Source organism: Bradyrhizobium sp. USDA 4454 (genome assembly GCF_054822705.1).
Genome location: NZ_JBTRCN010000001.1, coordinates 406057 through 424794, shown reverse-complemented (window position 1 = coordinate 424794; position 18738 = coordinate 406057). Strand labels below are relative to the sequence as shown.

16 protein-coding genes are annotated in these 18738 nt (G+C 64.6%); 9 read left to right on the top strand and 7 right to left on the bottom strand.

From position 1 onward, the window contains the following. On the bottom strand, positions 1-999 hold the full coding sequence (gene cobS / locus ACVIW0_RS01955) for a cobaltochelatase subunit CobS (protein WP_461350789.1): 999 nt from the start codon (positions 997-999) through the stop codon (positions 1-3). Positions 1000-1296: 297 nt separating this feature from the next. Here cobS and ACVIW0_RS01950 point away from each other — a divergent pair, with 297 nt between their 5' ends. Next, positions 1297-1959, top strand: coding sequence for a DedA family protein (locus tag ACVIW0_RS01950; RefSeq protein ID WP_461350788.1), 663 nt, complete (start codon positions 1297-1299; stop codon positions 1957-1959). 3 nt (positions 1960-1962) lie between these two features. Here the strand turns inward: ACVIW0_RS01950 and ACVIW0_RS01945 are convergent, their stop codons facing one another. Beyond that, entirely contained in the window at positions 1963-3186 is a 1224-nt protein-coding gene (locus tag ACVIW0_RS01945) for a citrate synthase family protein (protein WP_461350787.1), read from the bottom strand. A gap of 75 nt (positions 3187-3261) precedes the next feature. Here ACVIW0_RS01945 and ACVIW0_RS01940 point away from each other — a divergent pair, with 75 nt between their 5' ends. After that, complete coding sequence (locus ACVIW0_RS01940) at positions 3262-4356, top strand: citrate synthase/methylcitrate synthase (protein WP_461350786.1); 1095 nt, start codon at positions 3262-3264, stop codon at positions 4354-4356. Positions 4357-4649: 293 nt separating this feature from the next. Here the strand turns inward: ACVIW0_RS01940 and ACVIW0_RS01935 are convergent, their stop codons facing one another. Continuing rightward, positions 4650-5285, bottom strand: coding sequence for a J domain-containing protein (locus tag ACVIW0_RS01935; protein ID WP_461350785.1), 636 nt, complete (start codon positions 5283-5285; stop codon positions 4650-4652). A gap of 109 nt (positions 5286-5394) precedes the next feature. On the opposite strand from ACVIW0_RS01935, the gene ACVIW0_RS01930 reads away from it, so the two are divergent. Both ACVIW0_RS01930 and ACVIW0_RS01925 read left to right on the top strand, forming a co-directional pair. Then, positions 5395-5670: a BolA family protein gene (locus ACVIW0_RS01930; RefSeq protein ID WP_461350784.1), complete on the top strand. Its 276-nt coding sequence runs from the start codon at positions 5395-5397 to the stop codon at positions 5668-5670. A 122-nt stretch (positions 5671-5792) separates the two neighbouring features. Next, positions 5793-6242: a hypothetical protein gene (locus tag ACVIW0_RS01925; RefSeq protein ID WP_461350783.1), complete on the top strand. Its 450-nt coding sequence runs from the start codon at positions 5793-5795 to the stop codon at positions 6240-6242. A gap of 46 nt (positions 6243-6288) precedes the next feature. Here the strand turns inward: ACVIW0_RS01925 and ACVIW0_RS01920 are convergent, their stop codons facing one another. From ACVIW0_RS01920 to ACVIW0_RS01905, 4 genes are all read right to left on the bottom strand, one after another. Next, positions 6289-7125, bottom strand: a complete 837-nt coding sequence (locus ACVIW0_RS01920; RefSeq protein ID WP_461350771.1) for an IS5 family transposase — start codon at positions 7123-7125, stop codon at positions 6289-6291. A gap of 228 nt (positions 7126-7353) precedes the next feature. Beyond that, on the bottom strand, positions 7354-8658 hold the full coding sequence (locus ACVIW0_RS01915) for an HlyC/CorC family transporter (RefSeq protein ID WP_461350782.1): 1305 nt from the start codon (positions 8656-8658) through the stop codon (positions 7354-7356). A 116-nt stretch (positions 8659-8774) separates the two neighbouring features. Beyond that, positions 8775-9917, bottom strand: coding sequence for a 3-dehydroquinate synthase (gene aroB, locus ACVIW0_RS01910; RefSeq protein WP_461350781.1), 1143 nt, complete (start codon positions 9915-9917; stop codon positions 8775-8777). Next, positions 9914-10546 (bottom strand): shikimate kinase, encoded by a 633-nt coding sequence (locus ACVIW0_RS01905; protein ID WP_461350780.1) that lies wholly within the window; start codon positions 10544-10546, stop codon positions 9914-9916. Before ACVIW0_RS01905 ends, aroB begins: the two co-directional genes overlap by 4 nt. Before the next feature lie 145 nt (positions 10547-10691). On the opposite strand from ACVIW0_RS01905, the gene ACVIW0_RS01900 reads away from it, so the two are divergent. The 5 genes from ACVIW0_RS01900 to ACVIW0_RS01880 all read left to right on the top strand — a co-directional run bounded on the left by ACVIW0_RS01900 (position 10692) and on the right by ACVIW0_RS01880 (position 18583). Further along, positions 10692-10838, top strand: coding sequence for a hypothetical protein (locus ACVIW0_RS01900; RefSeq protein ID WP_021081569.1), 147 nt, complete (start codon positions 10692-10694; stop codon positions 10836-10838). Positions 10839-10938: 100 nt separating this feature from the next. Further along, the gene (gene xerD / locus ACVIW0_RS01895) at positions 10939-11880 is read left to right on the top strand and encodes a site-specific tyrosine recombinase XerD (protein ID WP_461357219.1); all 942 of its coding nucleotides are present in this window, start codon (positions 10939-10941) and stop codon (positions 11878-11880) included. Positions 11881-12340: 460 nt separating this feature from the next. Beyond that, positions 12341-16519 carry an autotransporter domain-containing protein gene (locus ACVIW0_RS01890; RefSeq protein ID WP_461350779.1) on the top strand — a complete coding sequence of 1393 codons (4179 nt, stop codon included), beginning with the start codon at positions 12341-12343 and terminating at the stop codon, positions 16517-16519. A gap of 149 nt (positions 16520-16668) precedes the next feature. Further along, positions 16669-17340 carry a hypothetical protein gene (locus ACVIW0_RS01885; protein ID WP_461350778.1) on the top strand — a complete coding sequence of 224 codons (672 nt, stop codon included), beginning with the start codon at positions 16669-16671 and terminating at the stop codon, positions 17338-17340. Between the two features lie 280 nt (positions 17341-17620). After that, positions 17621-18583 (top strand): acetyl-CoA carboxylase carboxyltransferase subunit alpha, encoded by a 963-nt coding sequence (locus ACVIW0_RS01880; protein WP_461350777.1) that lies wholly within the window; start codon positions 17621-17623, stop codon positions 18581-18583. Positions 18584-18738: the final 155 nt, after the last annotated feature.

The following is an 18738-nucleotide window of genomic DNA, read 5'->3' as shown; positions in this document are numbered from 1 at the left end:
CTAGCTGAGCGCCACGTTGACCGAGGATTCCGGCAGCTCGACGTTGAAGCAGCGCTGATAGAACTCGGCGACCAGCGGCCGCTCCAGCTCGTCACACTTGTTGAGGAAGGTGACGCGGAACGCGAAGCCGATGTCGTTGAAGATGTCCGAGTTCTCGGCCCAGGTGATCACCGTGCGCGGGCTCATCACCGTCGACAAATCGCCATTGGCGAACGCGTTGCGGGTCAGGTCGGCGAGCCGCACCATCTTGTTGACGATGTCGCGGCCTTCCTGCGTGCGGTAGTGGCGCGCCTTGGCGAGCACGATCTCGACCTCCTCGTCATGGGCGAGGTAGTTCAGCGTGGTAACGATCGACCAGCGGTCCATCTGGCCCTGGTTGATCTGCTGGGTGCCGTGATAGAGGCCCGAGGTGTCGCCGAGGCCGACCGTGTTGGCGGTCGAGAACAGGCGGAACGCCGGATGCGGCTTGATCACCTTGTTCTGGTCGAGCAGCGTCAGGCGGCCGGAGACTTCCAGCACGCGCTGGATCACGAACATCACGTCCGGGCGGCCTGCGTCGTATTCGTCGAACACCAGCGCGATGTTGTGCTGCAGCGCCCAGGGCAGGATGCCGTCACGGAATTCGGTGACCTGCTTGCCTTCCTTGACCACGATGGCGTCCTTGCCGACCAGATCGATACGGCTGATGTGGCTGTCGAGGTTGACGCGGACGCAGGGCCAGTTGAGGCGCGCCGCAACCTGCTCGATGTGGGTCGACTTGCCGGTGCCGTGATAGCCGGTGACCATCACGCGGCGGTTCTTGGCGAAGCCGGCGAGGATGGCGAGCGTGGTGGCGCGATCGAAACGATAGTCCGGATCGGTCTCCGGCACATGCGGATCGACTTCCGAATAGGCCGGAACTTCCAGATCGCTATCGATCCCGAACACCTGCCGGACCGACACCTTCATGTCGGGCAAACCGACGGGTTCTTGTTCTTTGGTCTGGACGGCGGTCGTCATTCATCCTCCGAGGTCCCGGGCTTTCCCGAAACCAGATTGTAGGTCATTTGGCTGCGGATGGGGTGCTATGCACAAGCCTAGCAGAGAGCAACGGCTGGCAGAAGCCCGCGGGCAAATCAAAGTTTCATTGGTCTATCATAAAGATAGGAGCGAAACTCGATTTTTGGAAGGCTGCCCTGCAAATCCCGCCGTACTTTCGCCGTAGCGCCATGGCGGCCGGCCCGGCCGGGCACTTTTCAGCCCGGCGGGGAGTTGTTAGCTCTCGAAGCCGTTTTATCACCGCCGCATGGGATTTTTGTGACTTCATTCCTTGACCCCCTGATCGCATTCGTTTCGGCCCATGCCTGGCTTGCCTATCTGACGCTGTTTCTGGCCGCCCTGCTGGAAGCCGTCCCGGTGGTCGGCTCCCTGGTGCCGGGTTCGACCATCATCCTGGCGCTGAGCGCGCTGGTGCCGGGCGGCGAGTTGAAGCTCGTGCCGGTGCTCGCCGCCGCGGCCTGTGGCGCGATGCTCGGTGATGGCACCGCCTATCTGATCGGCTATCGCAGCCAGCGCGAGATCCTGTCCGCTTGGCCGCTCTCCAACTACCCGCGCGTGGTCGCGCAGAGCGAGGCCTTCTTCAACCGCTGGGGGGTGCTCGCGGTGTTCTTCGCCCGCTTCGTGCCGCCGATTCGCGCCTTCGTGCCGATCACCGCCGGTGCCCTCGACATGCCGCCACAGCGCTTCTACGCGGTCAACATCCCCGCGGTCCTGCTCTGGGCGCCGGCGCATGTGCTGCCCGGCGTGCTCGCGGTCACCGCGCTGCATGACTATGCCGGGCTGCCGCACCATCAGCACGTCGGCAAGCATCTCTGGATGTTTGCGGTCGCGGGCGGCGCGGTGATCCTGGCGCTTGCGATCTGGACCATTCGCCGCCGCCACGGCGGCAGCCTGATCGAACCATCCAAGCCGGCAGAATAACAGCTAAATACTATTGGTCGAACCCGCTCGCCCGGGGGCCGGGCCGACGTAACGCGCGCGAGGCCTGATCAGCTTGCCGAGCGCAAGCTGCTCGCTGGCATGCGCGATCCAGCCGACGCTGCGGGCCATCGCAAACAATGCGAGCTCGCTGCCTGCCGGCATCCGCAGCGCATGCACCAGCACCGCCAACGCATAGTCGATGTTGACGAATTCGCCGGTCGCCTCCGCGATCCGCTCCGGCACTTCCCTGGTGAATTTACGCGGCGCGCCGGCCCGCGTCAGCGCCTCGAGCAGCGAGATCGCGCGCGGATCGCCCTTCTTGTAGACGCCGTGCCCGAAGCCGGCGAAACGTTCGCCGAGCGCGACCCGCTCGCGAACGACCGGCGCGACGTCATTGTCGATCATCGTCCTGACCAGGCGCGAGGCGAGCACGCCGGCGCCGCCATGCATCGGCCCCTTCAGCGCAACGAGACCCGCGATCACGGCGTCGTACAGATTGAGCCCGGTCGACGCCGCGCAGCGCGCGGTGAAGGTCGAGGCATTCAATTCGTGATCGGCGAGCAGCACCAGCGCGCGGCGAATCAGATCCGGTGCGTGCTTGTTGTCGGGCGTCCAGACCCGCGCCACCTGCTCGTGCAGCGGCTCGGCCGATGGCGAAGCGTTCAGCATGGTCGCGACCAAGAGCCGCAAGATGCGCCCGCCGACCATCGCGCGGCCGTCGGGCGCGCGGGTGAAGGCGCCGGGATCGGCACTCGCCGCCAGCGCCAGCACCGCGACGGTCCGATCGATCGGCTGGGCGCGCCGCGCGGCCTCGGCGATCGCACGCATCTCGTCCGAGACATGCGGACAATTATCCGAGGCGAACGGATCGACGTCGGTGACATCCCACAGCAGCGTCGCGGTGTGCTCCAGCGTATCCCGTTCGGCAAGATCGACGCAGTTAACGCCACGATAGATCGGGCCCTGCTCGGTGATGGTTGCGATCGCCGAATCCATCACCGGCAAATCGGCATCGAAATTGCGAAGGCCGCGCGGCTCCGGTGACGGCGCGCGACGTTCCTTCAAGCCCCTGATGTCCTCGGCGCGGTAGCGGTGGCTGCGCGAATCCGGCGACGGCTCGGAGCGGATCAGGCCGCGGCTGACATAGGCGTAGAGGGTCGCCGGCGAGATCGCGAGCTCGGCGGCGGCCTCCCGGGCAGAGAGGTAAAGCTCGGCGGATTTTTTCATATTGATTTATATAATCAAGATTGATCAACTTGTCGAGAGGCCCGACCTTCGAGGCGTGAACAAGGAGATCGGGCCATGAATATGATTCTCACCAAGAGCCAGATCGGTCTGGACGGCGTTCCCGCCGCCGAGACCGTGTTGAGCCATGTCGACGGGGAGCGCGGCGAGTTGATCATCGCCGGCGAGCACGTCGCGAGCCTCGCCGGCAAGTCGAGCTTCGAGGCCGTCACGGCGCGGCTGTGGAACGGCGCCACCGGCAAGTCGCTGAGCGAGGCCAATGTCCGCGCTAGCCTCGGGGCCGCCCGCGAACGCGCCTTCGCCCGCCTGCCGGACCTGCTGCCGGCAACCCGCGGCATGTCGATCGTTGACGGCTTCCGCGCCGCGATCGCCGGCCTGCGCGGCGAGAACGGGCTGGAGCACGAGGCGACCATCGTCGGCGCCTTCCCGGTGATCGCGGGTGCGCTGGTGCAGCAGGCCAAGGGACACGCCCCGGTCGCGCCCGACCCGAATGCCAGCCACGCCGCCGATACGCTGCACATGGTGCTGGGCCGCAGGGCCGCGCCACGCGAGGTCACGGCCCTCGACGCCTATCTCGTCACGGTCTGCGATCACGGCATGAATGCGTCGACCTTCACCACGCGGGTGATCGCCTCGACCCAGGCCGATCTGTTCGCGGCCATCACCGGCGGCTATTGCGCGCTGACCGGCCCGCTGCATGGCGGCGCGCCGGAGCCGGTGCTGGAGATGCTGGATGCGATCGGCACACGCGAGCGGATCAAGCCTTGGGTCGACGGCGCGCTGGCGCATGGCGAGCGGCTGATGGGCTTCGGCCACCGCGTCTACCGCGTGCGCGATCCGCGCGCCGACGTGCTGAAGGTCGCGATCGAGCAGCTCGAGGCCGATGGCGCCGACCTGCCGTTTGCCGGCGAGGTCGAGGCCTATATCCGCGAGGCGCTGCGGAAGAAGAATCCGGAGCGGCCGCTGGAGACCAATGTCGAGTTCTTCACCGCGATCCTGCTCGACGGGCTGGAAATCCCGCGGCAGGCGTTCACGCCGATCTTCGCGGTGGCCCGCGCCGCCGGCTGGACCGCGCACGCGCTGGAGCAGCGCCGCACCGGCCGGCTTATCCGGCCGAGCTCATCCTATGTCGGGGCGGTGCCGAAGGGGTGAGGCCAAGCGGAACGCTGTAGCCCGGATGGAGCGAAGCGCAATCCGGGAACGGTACGACCGCGGATGGAAGCGGCCCCGGATTGCGCTTCGCTCCATCCGGGCTACAAGCTGAGAGCTGAACGAAGTTCGACAGCGGAGCCACATACTCTGCTGTCGTCCCTGCGAAAGCAATGCGAAAGCAGGGACCATAGCCCGCGGCCCATCAATCGGACATAGGGGCAGACATCTTTGTGTAAGCAATAACGGCCGGTGGTTATGGGCCCCTGCTTTCGCGGGGCGACGGAGGCAAGCCTTCAGGCCTCGCGCACCACGGTCTTCAGATAATTATACGCCTTGATGATCTCGATCAGGCGATCCTCGGTGGAGCGGTCGCCGCCATTGGCGTCGGGGTGGTGCTGCTTGACCAGCGCCTTGTACTTCGCCTTGACGTCTTCCAGCGTCGCGCCGGCGCCGAGCCCCATCACCAGCAGCGCCTTGCGCTCGGCGTTCATGACCTTGCGGGTCTCGGGCTTGGGCTCCGCGCCGCCGGGTCCGGGCCGCCAGCGGCCGCGGCCGTTGAGTTCGGAGAACACGTGGAACGGATCGGAGGCGGCGTCGAGACCGCTCTCCTTCTTGCCGTTGTTGGCGCCCATCTTCCAGGTCGGCCGGTGACCGGTCAGCGCATCCTTCTGGTAGCGCGCGACGTCGTCAGGATTCATGCCCTGGAAGAAATTGTAGGACTGGTTGTATTCGCGGACGTGGTCGAGACAGAAGTGCCAATACTCGCGCGAATTCTCGCGGCCCTTCGGGGCCCGGTGCGCACCCTTGTTCTGGCAACCCGCCCACTCGCAGGTCACGGCCTGCTCGCCGGCCTGCGCCTGGCGCTTCGCACTCACCTTGGTCGGCTTGATGCGAATGGAGTCGAAGAATTTTGATGAATCGATCGGCATGTTCTCTTTGACTACGCAATGCACAAATCTTCAAGTCTTGACATTGCGCAGACCTCGTTTCCCGCTAGCACCATTGACGAAAAGCCGCTGCGAACCTAACTCCGCCGCCATGAGCACCAAAGACGCTATCATAAACAAGTTGCGTGAAGCTTTCTTGCCCGAAAGCCTCGACGTCGTCGACGAGTCACATCTGCATGAGGGCCACGCCGGCCACAGGCCAGGCGGGGAGACGCATTTCAGGGTATATATTGTGTCTCCGGCCTTCGAAGGGAAGAGCCGGATCGAACGCCATCGCATGATAAATGCGGCGCTGGCGCAGGAACTCGCCGGCTCGGTGCATGCGCTGGCGATCCATGCCCACGGCTCCGGGGAAAAGCCGCGCTAGCCCGCGCTTGCCGCATGACGACGCAGCGGTTTTCCGTTATGAGGAGGATACCTCCGGCGATGGACCTGCGCCGGATGTGAGCAGGGAAACTACGGGTCGCCACGCATGATATGGGGCCATTGATGATCCCTTGCTGGCCACGTCTCCGCTCGATCGTCACCGTTGCCGGCCTGCTCCTGATCTGCGCGATGCGCCCGGCCTCAGCGCTGGACATGCCGAGCCCGTTCGTCCAGGAGGTGCTGATCAAGAGCATCCTGGTTTCGCTCAACGATGCAGTGGCCGCCAACGATTTCACCGTGTTCCACGCCAAGATCTCAAAGCCGTTTCGCGACCAGTTTCCGCCCGACAAACTGAAGACCGTCTTCAAGGACCTGGTCGACAAGCACGCGGTGTTCGACGCCGTGGTCGGCAAGCCGATCGCGCTCGATGAGGACGCCAAGATCGACGACAAGGGCGTGTTGCGGCTGAAGGGCCATTTCGACACCACGCCCAAGCAGGTGAAGTACCAGCTTGGCTTTATCCCCTCCGACGGCGCATGGAAGCTGTCGGGTATCTCGATCGATATCGAGTAGCCTTCGGCAATCGCCAAACTGTCATCCTGAGAGTCTGACTCATAAATCACCCAACCTTAGCTGCAGCCGCGATTCTGCGGGTCAGGAGCCTGATGTGTGCAATCAGCAGCCAGGCAGCTTCGGTTGCCACCGTCGCCTCGAAGTCCTTGGCGAGACGGCGGCATCTGCCGAACCAAGCGAATGTGCGTTCAACCACCCACCGCCTCGGCAGAAGCTGGAAGCCTTTGACGCCGTGAGGCCGCTCGACGATCTCGATAGTCCATGGACCGCAGTCTGAGAGCGCGTCGAGGAGTTGATTTCCGCGGTAGATCCGGTCGGCAAAGACGTGGCGCAGCCGGGGGAAGTTCATCCGCACGTTCTTCAGCAGCGGTACGGCGCCATGGCAGTCCTGAACGTTGGCCGGATGAACATGAACCCCAAGGAGGAGGCCATTGGTATCCGTCACGATATGCCGCTTGCGGCCGTAGATGCGCTTGCCTGCATCGTAGCCGCGCGGTCCGCCAGCTTGCGTGGTTGGCGCACTTTGACTGTCGATCACGGCTGCCGTCGGCTTCGGTGTCCGTCCAAGCTTTTTTCGCGCCCGTCGGACAAGCACGCTGACAATCCTCTGCCACCGGCCTGTATCCCGCCATCTATAAAAATAGCCCTGCACCGTCGAATAGGGCGGGAACTCCTGCGGCAACGCCCGCCACTGGCAGCCGGTCGAAACGATATAGAGGATCGCTTCGATCACACGACGCAGCTCCGTCTTACGCGGCCGGCCGCGCCGGTTCGCTCGCGGCAACAGGCGTCTGATCACCGCCCACTCCGCATCGGTCATATCGCTTGCATAACGCAGATCGTCCCGCCGATATTGCTCCCGAGTGATCTTGGTCCAGGGCATCGTGCTCTCCCTCGAATCTTTGCAAATCCGATGGAATCACACCCCACTGAGATCACTCACCCATTTTTCAGTCAGGCTCTGAGGTGCGAGCGGAGCGAGCGTCGAAGGATGCACGGCCCGGCCGGTAGCCGTCGACCCTTCGAGACGCCGCTTCGCGGCCCCTCCAGCGACAACGGCGAAGCCGTTGCGCCGGGGTGACGGAGATAGGCTTGCGTGTGCTGTACCAGCCTAAAACGCCGTCCCTGCCCGCTTCGGCTTCTCGAGCTCGGCCGCCTCGCGCGGCACGGCTGTGATGCGCAGCGCGGTGATGCGGTTGCGCTCGCGGCGGAGCACGCGGAAACGGAAGCCGTGGAAGGTGAAGCTCTGGCCGCGCTCCGGGATCGAGCGCGCCTCGTGGATCACGAGGCCGGCGACCGTGGTCGCCTCCTCGTCCGGCAGGCGCCAGTCCATCGCGCGGTTGAGGTCGCGGATCGGCACCGAGCCATCGACCACGACCGAGCCGTCCGGCTGGGCACGGACGCCGGCGACGACGACGTCGTGCTCGTCGGAGATGTCGCCGACGATCTCCTCCAGAATGTCCTCCAGCGTCACCATGCCTTCGACCTCGCCATACTCGTCGACCACGAGGGCGAAGTGGGTCTTGCGGCGGCGGAACGCCTTCAGCTGCTCGGAGACCGGGCGCATCTCGGGCACGAACCACGGCGGCAGCGCGATCGCGGACGCATCGATCGCGGACATGTCGCCCTCATTGGCGCGCATCGCGCGCAGCAGATCCTTGGCGTGCAGCACGCCGACGATGTTCTCGGGCTTCTCGCGCCACAGCGGGATGCGGGTGTATTCGCTGGCCAGCACCTCGCGCACCAGCTCCTCGGGCGGCAAGTCGGCGTTGACCATGGTCATCTCGGTGCGGTGGACCATCACGTCGGAGACCTGCAACTCGCTGAGGTCGAGCAAGCCGCCGAGCATGTCGCGGTCCTGTTTCTCGACCTTGCCCTCGTGATGCAGCAGATCGACCGCGCCACGCAGACGCTCGGTCGGCGACAACACCGCCTGATGGGCGCCTACCTTGATGCCGAGCAGCTTCATCAGCGCCAGCACGATGGTCTCGATGATGGTGAGCAGCGGCCCCAGCACGAAGATCGTCAGCCGCATCGGCCGCGCGACCAGCAAGGAAATACGGTCGGGCGCGTTGATCGCGATGGTCTTGGGCAGCACCTCGGCGAACACCACGACCATTACAGTCATCACAGCGGTGGCATAGAGCACGCCGACATCGCCGAACCAGGCGGTGAACACGCCCGTTGCCAACGCCGAGGCGCCGATATTGGCGATGTTGTTGCCGAGCAGCAGCGCGCCGATCATGCGCTCGCGCATGTTGAACAGCTTGGAGACGACACCGGCATCAGTGTTGCCCTGCTTCGACAGCCGCAGCATGCTGGCGCGCGAGGCCCCGGTCAGCGCCGTCTCACTCGCCGCGAAGAACGCGGAGATCAAGAGACAGAGCAGCACGATCGAGAAGGTCAACCATCCCACTGAAATGATCCGTGGCTAGAGCATGATCCGGAAAAGTGTGTAGCAGTTTTCCGAAAAAATCATGCTCAAATCAAAAGATAGAGCGGGATGACGATCCAAAGGAGGGTCATCCCGGTCTAAGCCTTGAGCTTGGCTTGCAGGAAGTCGCGCACCGGCTGCGGCTCGACATTGTTGGCAATCACGGCGCGGCCGACCGCCTCCAGCAGGATGAAGGTGAGCTTGCCGCGCTTGACCTTCTTGTCCTGCGCCATCAGCCCCAGCAATGCGTCGGCATCCGCAAGGCCTTCCTGCTTGAACCCTGCGATATCCTGCAGGCGCGTCGGCAATCCTACCGCGGAAAGATGACGCGCGATGCGGTCCGCATCGTCGGATGAAATCATGCCGAGCTGCGCGGAGAATTCCGCGGCAAGCACCATGCCGACCGAGACGGCCTCGCCATGGAACAGGCGGTCGGAGAAGCCGGTCGCGGCTTCCAGCGCATGGCCGAAGGTGTGACCGAGATTGAGCAGCGCGCGCTCGCCGGTCTCGCGCTCGTCGCGGGAAACGACACCGGCCTTGGCGCGGCAGGAGGTTGCGATCGCGTGCTCGCGCCCGGCGCCGCCCGCGAAGATATCGGCGTGGTTCTTCTCGAGCCAGGCGAAGAACGCCTCGTCACCGAGGATGCCGTATTTCGCGACCTCGGCGTAGCCGGCGCGGAACTGGCGTGGCGACAGCGTGTCGAGCACCGACGTATCGGCGATGACCAGCACCGGCTGGTGGAAGGCACCGATCAAATTCTTGCCCTGCGGCGAGTTGATGCCGGTCTTGCCGCCGACCGAGGAATCGACCTGCGCCAGCAGCGAGGTCGGCACCTGCACGAAATCGACGCCACGGCGCAGGATCGCGGCCGCGAAGCCGGCGAGATCGCCGACCACGCCGCCGCCGAGCGCGATGACGAGATCGTTGCGCTCGATCTTCGCCGCGATCAGCGCCTCGCTGACCTGCGTCAGCGTAGCGTAGCTCTTCGAGCCCTCGCCCTCCTCGACGACGATCCGCGACGTCGGCACGCCTGCAGCCTTAAGCGACGCCTCCGTCGGCCCCAGCCAGTGCTTGGCAACGGTGCGGTCGGTGACAATAGCGGTGCGCACGCCGGGCCGCAGCGCCGCGACGCGTTCGCCGAGCGAGGCCAGCACGTCGCGGCCAATGATGATGTCATAGGCACGGTCGCCGAGCGCGACGTCGACCGTAACGAAGGCGGAGTGTTTCAAGGGCGCAGTCATGAGGTCGCGTTCAATCCATCAGGTGGCGGCTCGCCGGCCGGACGCACGCCGCACAGATGCGCATGCAGGGCCGCGAGGCATTCCTCGACGATGCGATCGTGCGGCACGTCGCGTGAGGCAATCGTCAGGTCGGCGTTCTTGTAGACCGGTTCGCGTTCGCTGAGCAGCCGGTTGACGGTCGCCTCCGGGTCGGCGGTCTGCAGCAGCGGACGGTCGGCGCGACGGCGCACCCGGCGCATGATGATATCAGTGTCGGCCTTGAGCCAGATCGAGATCGCACGGTCGCGGATCCGGTTGCGGGTCTCCTCGCGCATGAAGGCGCCGCCGCCGGTCGCCAGCACGACCGGGCCGCTGTCGAGGATGCGGGCGATGACCCGCGCCTCGCCGTCGCGGAAATACGGCTCGCCATGGGTTTCGAAGATCTCCGGGATCGTCATGCGGGCCGCCGCCTCGATCTCGGTGTCGGCATCGGCGAACGGCACCTTGAGCCGCACCGCCAGCCGCCGGCCGATGGTCGACTTGCCGGCCCCCATCATGCCGACCAGCACGATCGATCGCGGCCCCAGGGCGGCCGTGATATCGGCCTCCAGGGTCGGGTGGGTGGGCGCCGGTACGGCTGCGTCGGACATCAAAAAGCTCGGATATTCGGACGAATTGTCTGGGATTCGAGCCACCTATACTACCCCCGGCGATACCGTTACCAGCGACTCTTGCAACCGCGCGGGGAACATGTTGGATGATTTCATTGGTTAATTCGCCGCCCGAGTCGCCTCCATGCCCAGCCTGTTCCGCTTCCTGACGGTCGTCGCCGTGATTTTCGGGATCGGTTACGGCATCGTCTTCGCGCTGGCGAATTTCGTGCAGCCGAAACCGCGGGAAATGACCGTGACCATCCCTCCGGATAAGTTCCTCAAGAAATAGCCGGTATGATTCCGGCATGCCCGTAGCAGCCAAGACTCCCGCCAAGCCCCAAGCCAGGACATCCGCCAAGTCCTCCGACAAGTCCTCCGACGCCAAACTGATGGCGTTGTTCCTCGACATGCTTGCCGCGGAACAGGGCGCAGGCCGCAACACGCTCGACGCCTACCGGCGCGATCTCACCGATTTCTCCGATTACCTCGCCCATGCCGGCGCCGATTTCACCCGTGCCGACACCCAGACGCTGCGCGGCTACCTCGCCGATCTTGATAGCAGGGGCTTCAAGTCGACCAGCGTGGCGCGGCGGCTGTCGGCCATGCGGCATCTCTACCGCTTCCTGCTCAACGAGCGGGTTCGAACCGACGATCCGGCGGCGATCCTGTCCGGGCCGAAGCGCGGCCGCGGCCTGCCCAAGGTGCTGTCCATCGCCGACGTCGACCGCATGCTGACCCGGGCCAAGGAGCTGACCCAGACCGATGTCTCGCCGGCGCAGCGGCTGCGCGCGCTGCGGCTGTATTGCCTGCTCGAAGTGCTCTACGCCACCGGCCTGCGCGTCTCCGAGCTGGTATCGCTGCCGGTCTCCGCGGCGCGGCGCGATGCGCGGGTGATCGTGGTCCGCGGCAAGGGCAACAAGGAGCGGCTGGTGCCGCTGAATGACGCCTCGCGCCAGGCGATGGCGGATTATCTCGCCGCGATGGAGGTGATGCAGCCGAAGGCGAAGAAGGCGGTGCCGTCGAAATGGCTGTTTCCGTCCTCCGGAGAGAGCGGCCATTTGACCCGGCAGCATTTCGCCCGCGACCTGAAGGAGCTTGCGAGCGCCTCCGGCCTTGCCCCGCGACTGGTCTCCCCGCACGTGCTGCGCCACGCGTTCGCCAGCCATCTGCTGCACAATGGCGCGGACCTGCGCATCGTGCAGACCCTGCTCGGACATACCGATATCTCGACCACCCAGATCTACACTCATGTGGTCGAGGAGCGGCTGAAGAGCCTGGTCCGCGACCTGCATCCGCTGGCGGAGAAATCCGTCGATTCGCGCGAAAAATAGATTCGTCTCGGAATGAACGGGCTGCGTCGCCGCGCCTCGATATCTTCGGCGCGACGCTGACGCGCGCCGCCGATTGCGGCTTCGGCGGGCTGAGTCATAGCGAAAGCTGATCAGGCCTGATCCACAATGACGATTTCCATCTTCACGAAAAAGTCATGATGATCTCTCTGCAACGGAGAGATTTGGCATGGGCAGGCTCGCCTCGAGCAGGCTGATCAAGGCGAAACCGTCCGGCACTGTGTCTGGTTCGGGGCGAAATGCGCGTCCACTGGCCGCACCAGGTGAATGGATCGCGAGCGATCCGCGACGAACGCCGTCGTCGCTTCGCCGGGCGCAAATCGAACTCTGAGAAATCATGGACGAGATGCCATCGGCGCGCCGAGCGCCGACGGCGTTCTGCTGTCGTGGGGGAATACAGCGAGCTTTCACAAGCATGGACTGAAATTGGGGGCGTACGACGATGACAAAGAAATTCACCAAATCGGGGCCAATGCCCGGCAAGAAGAAGCGCCGCAAGCCAAAGCCGGCTTCCGCAAGAGCTGCGATCGCAAGACACCGCTATGTCGCGGCCCTCGCCTTCGCGCCGCTATTGGCGACGCAGGCGGTCGCGCAGACCTATACCAATTACGACGGAACGAAGACCAGCGACATGAACGCCGCTCTTGCGACATGGGTCAACGCTCCAGAATTCAAATACAACAGTTGGCCGATCCAGGGTGACTGGGGACTGGCCGCGATGAATGCCCAATATGCCTATGTGCTCGGCTTCAGCGGCAAGGGCGTCAAGCTCGGCTCGGTCGATTCGGGATTGTTCACGGCCCATGAAGAGTTTGCCGGGCGAAGCAACATCTTCCCGATCACGATCTCCGGAACCTATCTGAACGACGGCGCGCAACTGGACGGCAACGGGCTGACCTGGAAGGCTGGAGACCCTTTCAGAACGCCGGGCACGTGGAATGGCACGGCGGACCTCGCCAACCACATCGGCAAGAACGACAATCACGGCAGTCACGTCTCCGGTACGATCGCCGCGGCCAAGAACGGGCTCGACAAGAACAACAGTGGCATGATGGGGGTCGCCTGGGGCAGCGACTACTACATCACGAACAGCAACGGCACGGATAATTCGCTCTATGGATCGAACGTGGACTACAATTACTTCTACCAGGCCTATGACCAGCTTGCGAAAGCAGGCGTTCGCGTCATCAACAGCAGTTGGGGCAGCCCCGTTGGAGGGGACGACGTCGGCACAATCTCCGGCATGTCGGCTGCTTACGCCCGTCTGGAGAGCTTGGACCAGAATAGCGTTTCCAGGAAAAAGTCGTGGCTCGACGCGGCCGCCGATGTCTCGTTGCAAACGGGTGTGATCCAGGTCTTCGCGGCGGGAAACAAGGGTTACGACAACCCCAATATCCGCGCTTCGGCGCCGTACTTCCGGCCGGAGATCGAGAAGAGCTGGATCGCGGTCGAGGCCTTGAACCACGATCTGTCGAAGGCGGGGTTCAGCAACGCCTGCGGCGTCGCGAAGTACTTTTGTCTCTCGGCGCCCGGCGTCGACATCAACAGCCTTCAGACCATCGCGGATGGTTATGTTCCCGAGCCCGGCACGTCGATGGCGGCGCCGCATGTGACGGGTGCGCTGGGCATCTTGATGGAGCGCTATCCAGGCCTGGATAATGACGCCATCCGCACCATCCTTCTTACCACCGCCACGCATCTCGGGACAGGACCGGCAGAGGTCCCGAATGCCGGCTACGGCTGGGGTATTCCGGACCTTCGCAAGGGCATGGACGGGCCGGGCCAGTTGTTAGGGTCGTTCAACGCCAATATCCTGTCGGGCACAACGGACATTTGGAGCAATCCCATCTCGGAAGCCGCGCTGAAACAGCGTAAGGTGGAGGAGCGGGCGGAAGTCGCCGGCTGGCCGGCGGTCAAGGCAGCGCTGCTGGCACGGTTGCAGCAGGTGCTTCCTGCTAGGACGCCGGGTGCTGACGTGATCTCCGGGATACCGACGGCGAAAGCGCTGCTCCAGGCCGCGATCAATGCGAACATACGAGGGACCCATACCGCAGCGAACCTGCACGCGGCGATTGCCGCGGCGAATGCCAATCCTGTCGGCGCACTGTTGATGGCCTCCTATGATGCGGCTCATCCCGGCTGGACCGCGGGATGGAGCCGCGACACTGATTTCGACACTTTCATCGCAGGGCGCAACGACACCCAATTGGCGACGGATATCTTCAATCCGAACCGGACCGCGGCGATTGTGGCAAATGCACCGATCAACAACCAGATCCTGCTCACCCAGGGGCGCATCGACGCCCTCTCGGCCAAGACGGATGCGGACTATGTCGGCAGCATGGTGAAGCTGGGCGGCGGCACGCTGATCCTCACAGGCAACAACAGCTATAGCGGCGGCACCAGCCTCGTTGAAGGCACGCTCGGGGTCGGCAATTCGACCGCACTCGGTACCGGGCGGCTGACCAGCCATGACGGCACCACGCTTGGCTTCTACGCCGACAGTCTCAACCTGGCCAATGCGATCACGCTGGCAGACGGCAAGACCACGTTCGACAGCCAAGCCTACAAGGCGACGCTCTCCGGCGCGATCGACGGGGCCGGCGGACTGGAGAAGATCGGCACCGGCAGCCTGGTTTTGGCGGGCACCGCCAACTATTCGGGGGCGACCCTGGTGACGCAGGGCACGCTGCAGGGGGGCGCCGTCAACGCGTTCTCGCCCCTCAGCACGCATATGGTGGCCGCCGGCGGCACCCTCGACCTCGGCGGATTCGGCCAGACGATCGGCTCGCTGATCGGCGCTGGCGTCGTCACCAACAGCGGCACGAACACTGCAATTCTGACCACGGGCGGCAGCAACGCCCCCTTGAGCATATTCACCGGCGTCATCAGGGATGACGGCGCGATCGGCCTGACCAAGGTCGGCACCGGTCTGATGATGCTGATGGGCCAGAACGCCTATTCGGGGCCGACCACTGTGGCAGGTGGCACGCTCGAGGTCGACGGATCGATCGCCTCCTCGCCCGTGCACGTGCAGAGCGGGGCGTTCCTGGCCGGCACCGGCACAGTCGGCACGACCTCGGTGAGCCGCGGCGGTAAGCTGGCTCCCGGCAATCTTTCGACGCCGACGGGCACGCTGACGGTGAATGGCAGCCTGGCGCTGGCCTCGGGTGCGACCTACCTGGTGACAGTGTCGGGCTCGACCTTCAGCCGGACCGACGTGAAGGGATCGGCGAGCCTTGGCGGGGCGACAATGGAGGCGCTGTTCCTGCCGGGCAGCTATCTGTCGCGGAAGTATGCCATCGTGACTGCAACCGGCGGGGTCAGCGGCAGTTTCGGCGGTTTGGCCAGCACCAACCTGCCGTCGAACTTCGCGGCCTCCAACAGCTATGACGCCAACCGCGCCTATCTCGACCTCAACCTCGACTTTGGCGGAACCGCGAAGATGACTGCCAACCAGCGCAGCGTCGCTGGCGCGCTTGCCCGTTCGTTCAATACTGCTGGCGGCATCAGCATGGCCTACGGCGCGCTGACGCCGCAGGGCCTGACGCAGGCCTCGGGCGAGGTGGCGGCGGCGGGCCAGCAGAGCACGTTGGATGTCGTGAACGGCTTCACCAGACTCTTGTTGGACCCGATGATCGAGGGCCGCAGCAGTTCCTCGACCCCCGGCCCGGCGCTGCCGCCCGCCGCGGAGAGTGCCTATGCGGCAACGGGCACGAAGCCGCCGAGCGACGCGTTCGCGGCGATGATTCCCAAGGGGTGGCCAGCATTGGCCTACGAGCCGCAATGGAACGTGTGGGCGACCGGCTATGCCGGCGGCCAGAGCACCGACGGTAACGCGACGACCGGATCGTCCACCACCTCGGCGGCGATTTACGGCACCGTGGTCGGAGCCGACTATCGCATCGCCCCTGGCAGCTTGATCGGACTTGCGGTGGCAGGGGCCGGCACCACCTACCGGCTCGCGGGCGGGCCGGACAATGGCCGCGCCGACGTGTTCCAGGCCGGCGTCTACGGCCGGCACGACATCGGGGCGGCGTATGTCTCGGGCGCGCTGGCCTATGGCCGGCAGGACATCACCACCGACCGCAAATTGATGGCCGACGTGCTGCGCGGGCACTTTGGCGCCAATGCGCTGTCGGGCCGGCTGGAGAGCGGCTACCGGTTCGACACGGCGTGGGTCGGATTGACGCCTTATGCGGCTGGCTCGTTCACCACGCTTGATCTGCCGTCCTATGCCGAGAGCGTGGTCGCCGGCCCCGGGCTGTTTGCGCTGCGCTACGTCTCCAAGGAGGTGACGGACTGGCGCAGCGAGTTCGGTCTTCGCACCGACAAGAGCATGCCGATCAACAATGGCAGCGCGCGGCTGACATTGCGTGGTCAGGCGGCCTGGGGGCACAATTTCAACACCGACCGCAGCGTCCAGGCCGCGTTCCTGGGGCTGCCGGCATCGGGCTTCGTGGTCAACGGCGCCGCGCCGGCGGCGAATCTTGCACTGGTATCGGGATCGGCCGAAGTCGCGTGGAAGGGTGGTCTCTCACTCGCCGCCAAGTTCGGGACCGAACAATCTCGTATCAGCCAGAGCTATACAGGCCAGGTCATCGCAAAAATGCAGTGGTGATGTCCTGCCGTCACGTCTTGGAGCGCGGCAAGGCATTGCCGCGCGCCCATTTCCTTTCTCGTTCAAATATGAGCCGCGTCCCTCGCGCACCGAATCGTTCCCATGTTCGGAGCGAACGGCGGTGGCCAGGCCAATGAAGGAAAATGCAGATGGACTCGATGTTGCGCCTACAGCCAGGGGCGTCAATCAATGCTGGTGTCGATAGCGGCGTCGGTATCATGGTCGTCGATGACGTCCTGCCGCCCGCTCGGCAAAGGACACTGCTCCGCTTCCTGCAGAACGGCGCGTGGACCCATGGCTGGCGCTCGCGCGACGAGGACAACAGTCAAAAGTTCTGGCACCGGCATCTCGCGGGGTCGGTCGGTGAAGCCGATGCGCGCCTGCGTGCGCAGAGGGGCATCATCGATTGTGCCCCCGAGTTGGCGGGAACCGCGCCTTTGGTCTTTGCCTTCTGGCGCTACGTGCAAGGCCGGGCCTTTCAGGATCATGTCCTGTCGCGCTGTTACGCCAATGCCTTGCCCTACGGGACCGACGGAGGCGTTCACATCGATTCGCTCACACCCGGCGACTACACCGCGGTCTATTATCCGCACTTGACCTGGCACCCCGATTGGGGAGGCGAAACCATCATCTTCAATCAGGACTGCAGCGACATACTGACGGCTGTCTATCCCAAGCCTAACCGGCTGTTTGTCTTTCCGGGCTTCGTCAATCACGTCGCCCGCGGAATTTCCAAAAATTGCCCGCACATGCGCATCACGCTGATGTTCAAGACGCAGAAGTCAAAATTGCGCCGCGGTCCCCATGATTTGCCGAGATGAACTAATCCCTGGCAAGACCGATCTGCAGCCGAGCGTTAGGAAGCGTATGCATTCGATGCGGGAGCGACCCGTCGCGGATTGCGCGTCGCTCCGTCCGGGCATAACGCAAGCGATCCGCCTTGACTTCGGCGGCATCTCCGCCGAAAGAGCGTCACCCGCTTGCGATCCCGAAGCGTGCACCTCGTCCCGAGCGCGCTTTAACCAATTGAAGTTGCACAACTTCTCTTGTCACCGCCAAAACCGCTTCGCCCCTCGCATTGTTCCTCCCTATATTGAGTTGATGCCCGACCCGATGCGCAGCTATCTCGACTTCGAAAAACCCGTCGCCGAGCTTGAATCCAAGATCGACGAGTTGCGCGCGCTTGCCGCCAGCGGCAGCGACATCGGTGACGAGGTCGCGCGGATCGAGGACAAGGCGGCGCAGGCGCTGACCGACCTCTATGCCAACCTGACACCGTGGCAGAAGACGCTCGTGGCGCGGCATCCGCAGCGGCCGCACTTCACCGATTTCGTCAGTGGCCTGATCACCGAATTCACACCGATGGCCGGCGACCGCAAATTCGCCGACGACGAGGCCCTGATCGGCGGCTTCGGCCGCTTCCGCGGCGAGAGCATCTGCGTGGTCGGCCAGGAGAAGGGCGCCACCACCGACAGCCGCATCAAGCACAATTTCGGCATGGCGCGCCCCGAGGGCTACCGCAAGGCGGTGCGCCTGATGGAGATGGCCGACCGCTTCGGCATCCCGGTGCTGTCGATCGTCGATTCCGCCGGCGCCTATCCCGGCATCGGCGCCGAGGAGCGCGGCCAGGCCGAGGCGATCGCGCGCTCGACCGACGCCTGCCTGTCGCTCGGCGTGCCCAATGTCGCGATCGTCACCGGCGAGGGCATGTCGGGCGGCGCCATCGCGATCACCACGGCCAACCGCGTCCTGATGATGGAGCACGCGATCTACAGCGTGATCTCGCCGGAGGCGGCCTCCTCGATCCTGTGGCGCGACGGCAGCAAGGCGCAGGAAGCCGCCAACAGCATGAAGATCACCGCGCAGGACATGCTGCGCTTCGGCGTGATCGACCAGATCCTCAAGGAGCCCTCGGGCGGCGCTCATCGCGACCCCGCCGCGATGATCACGACCACCGGCGACGCGATCGCCCAGGCGCTCAACGACCTACGAAATCTTGATCCGGACGCGATTCGCAAACAGCGGCGCCAGAAGTTCCTCGATATCGGCCGCAAACTGGGCTGAGACGCTCAAACGCTGGATTTTTCGCCCAAATCGACCAATTTTGCCGCAATTGGGCCCCGAGCCGGGTCTTTAACGTTCCTTGAACCATGCCTGCTACCGTGAAGGCTGTCAGCCCCGGTTCAGGTTGCGAGCAGGGGTGGTCGAAGGCTAATATT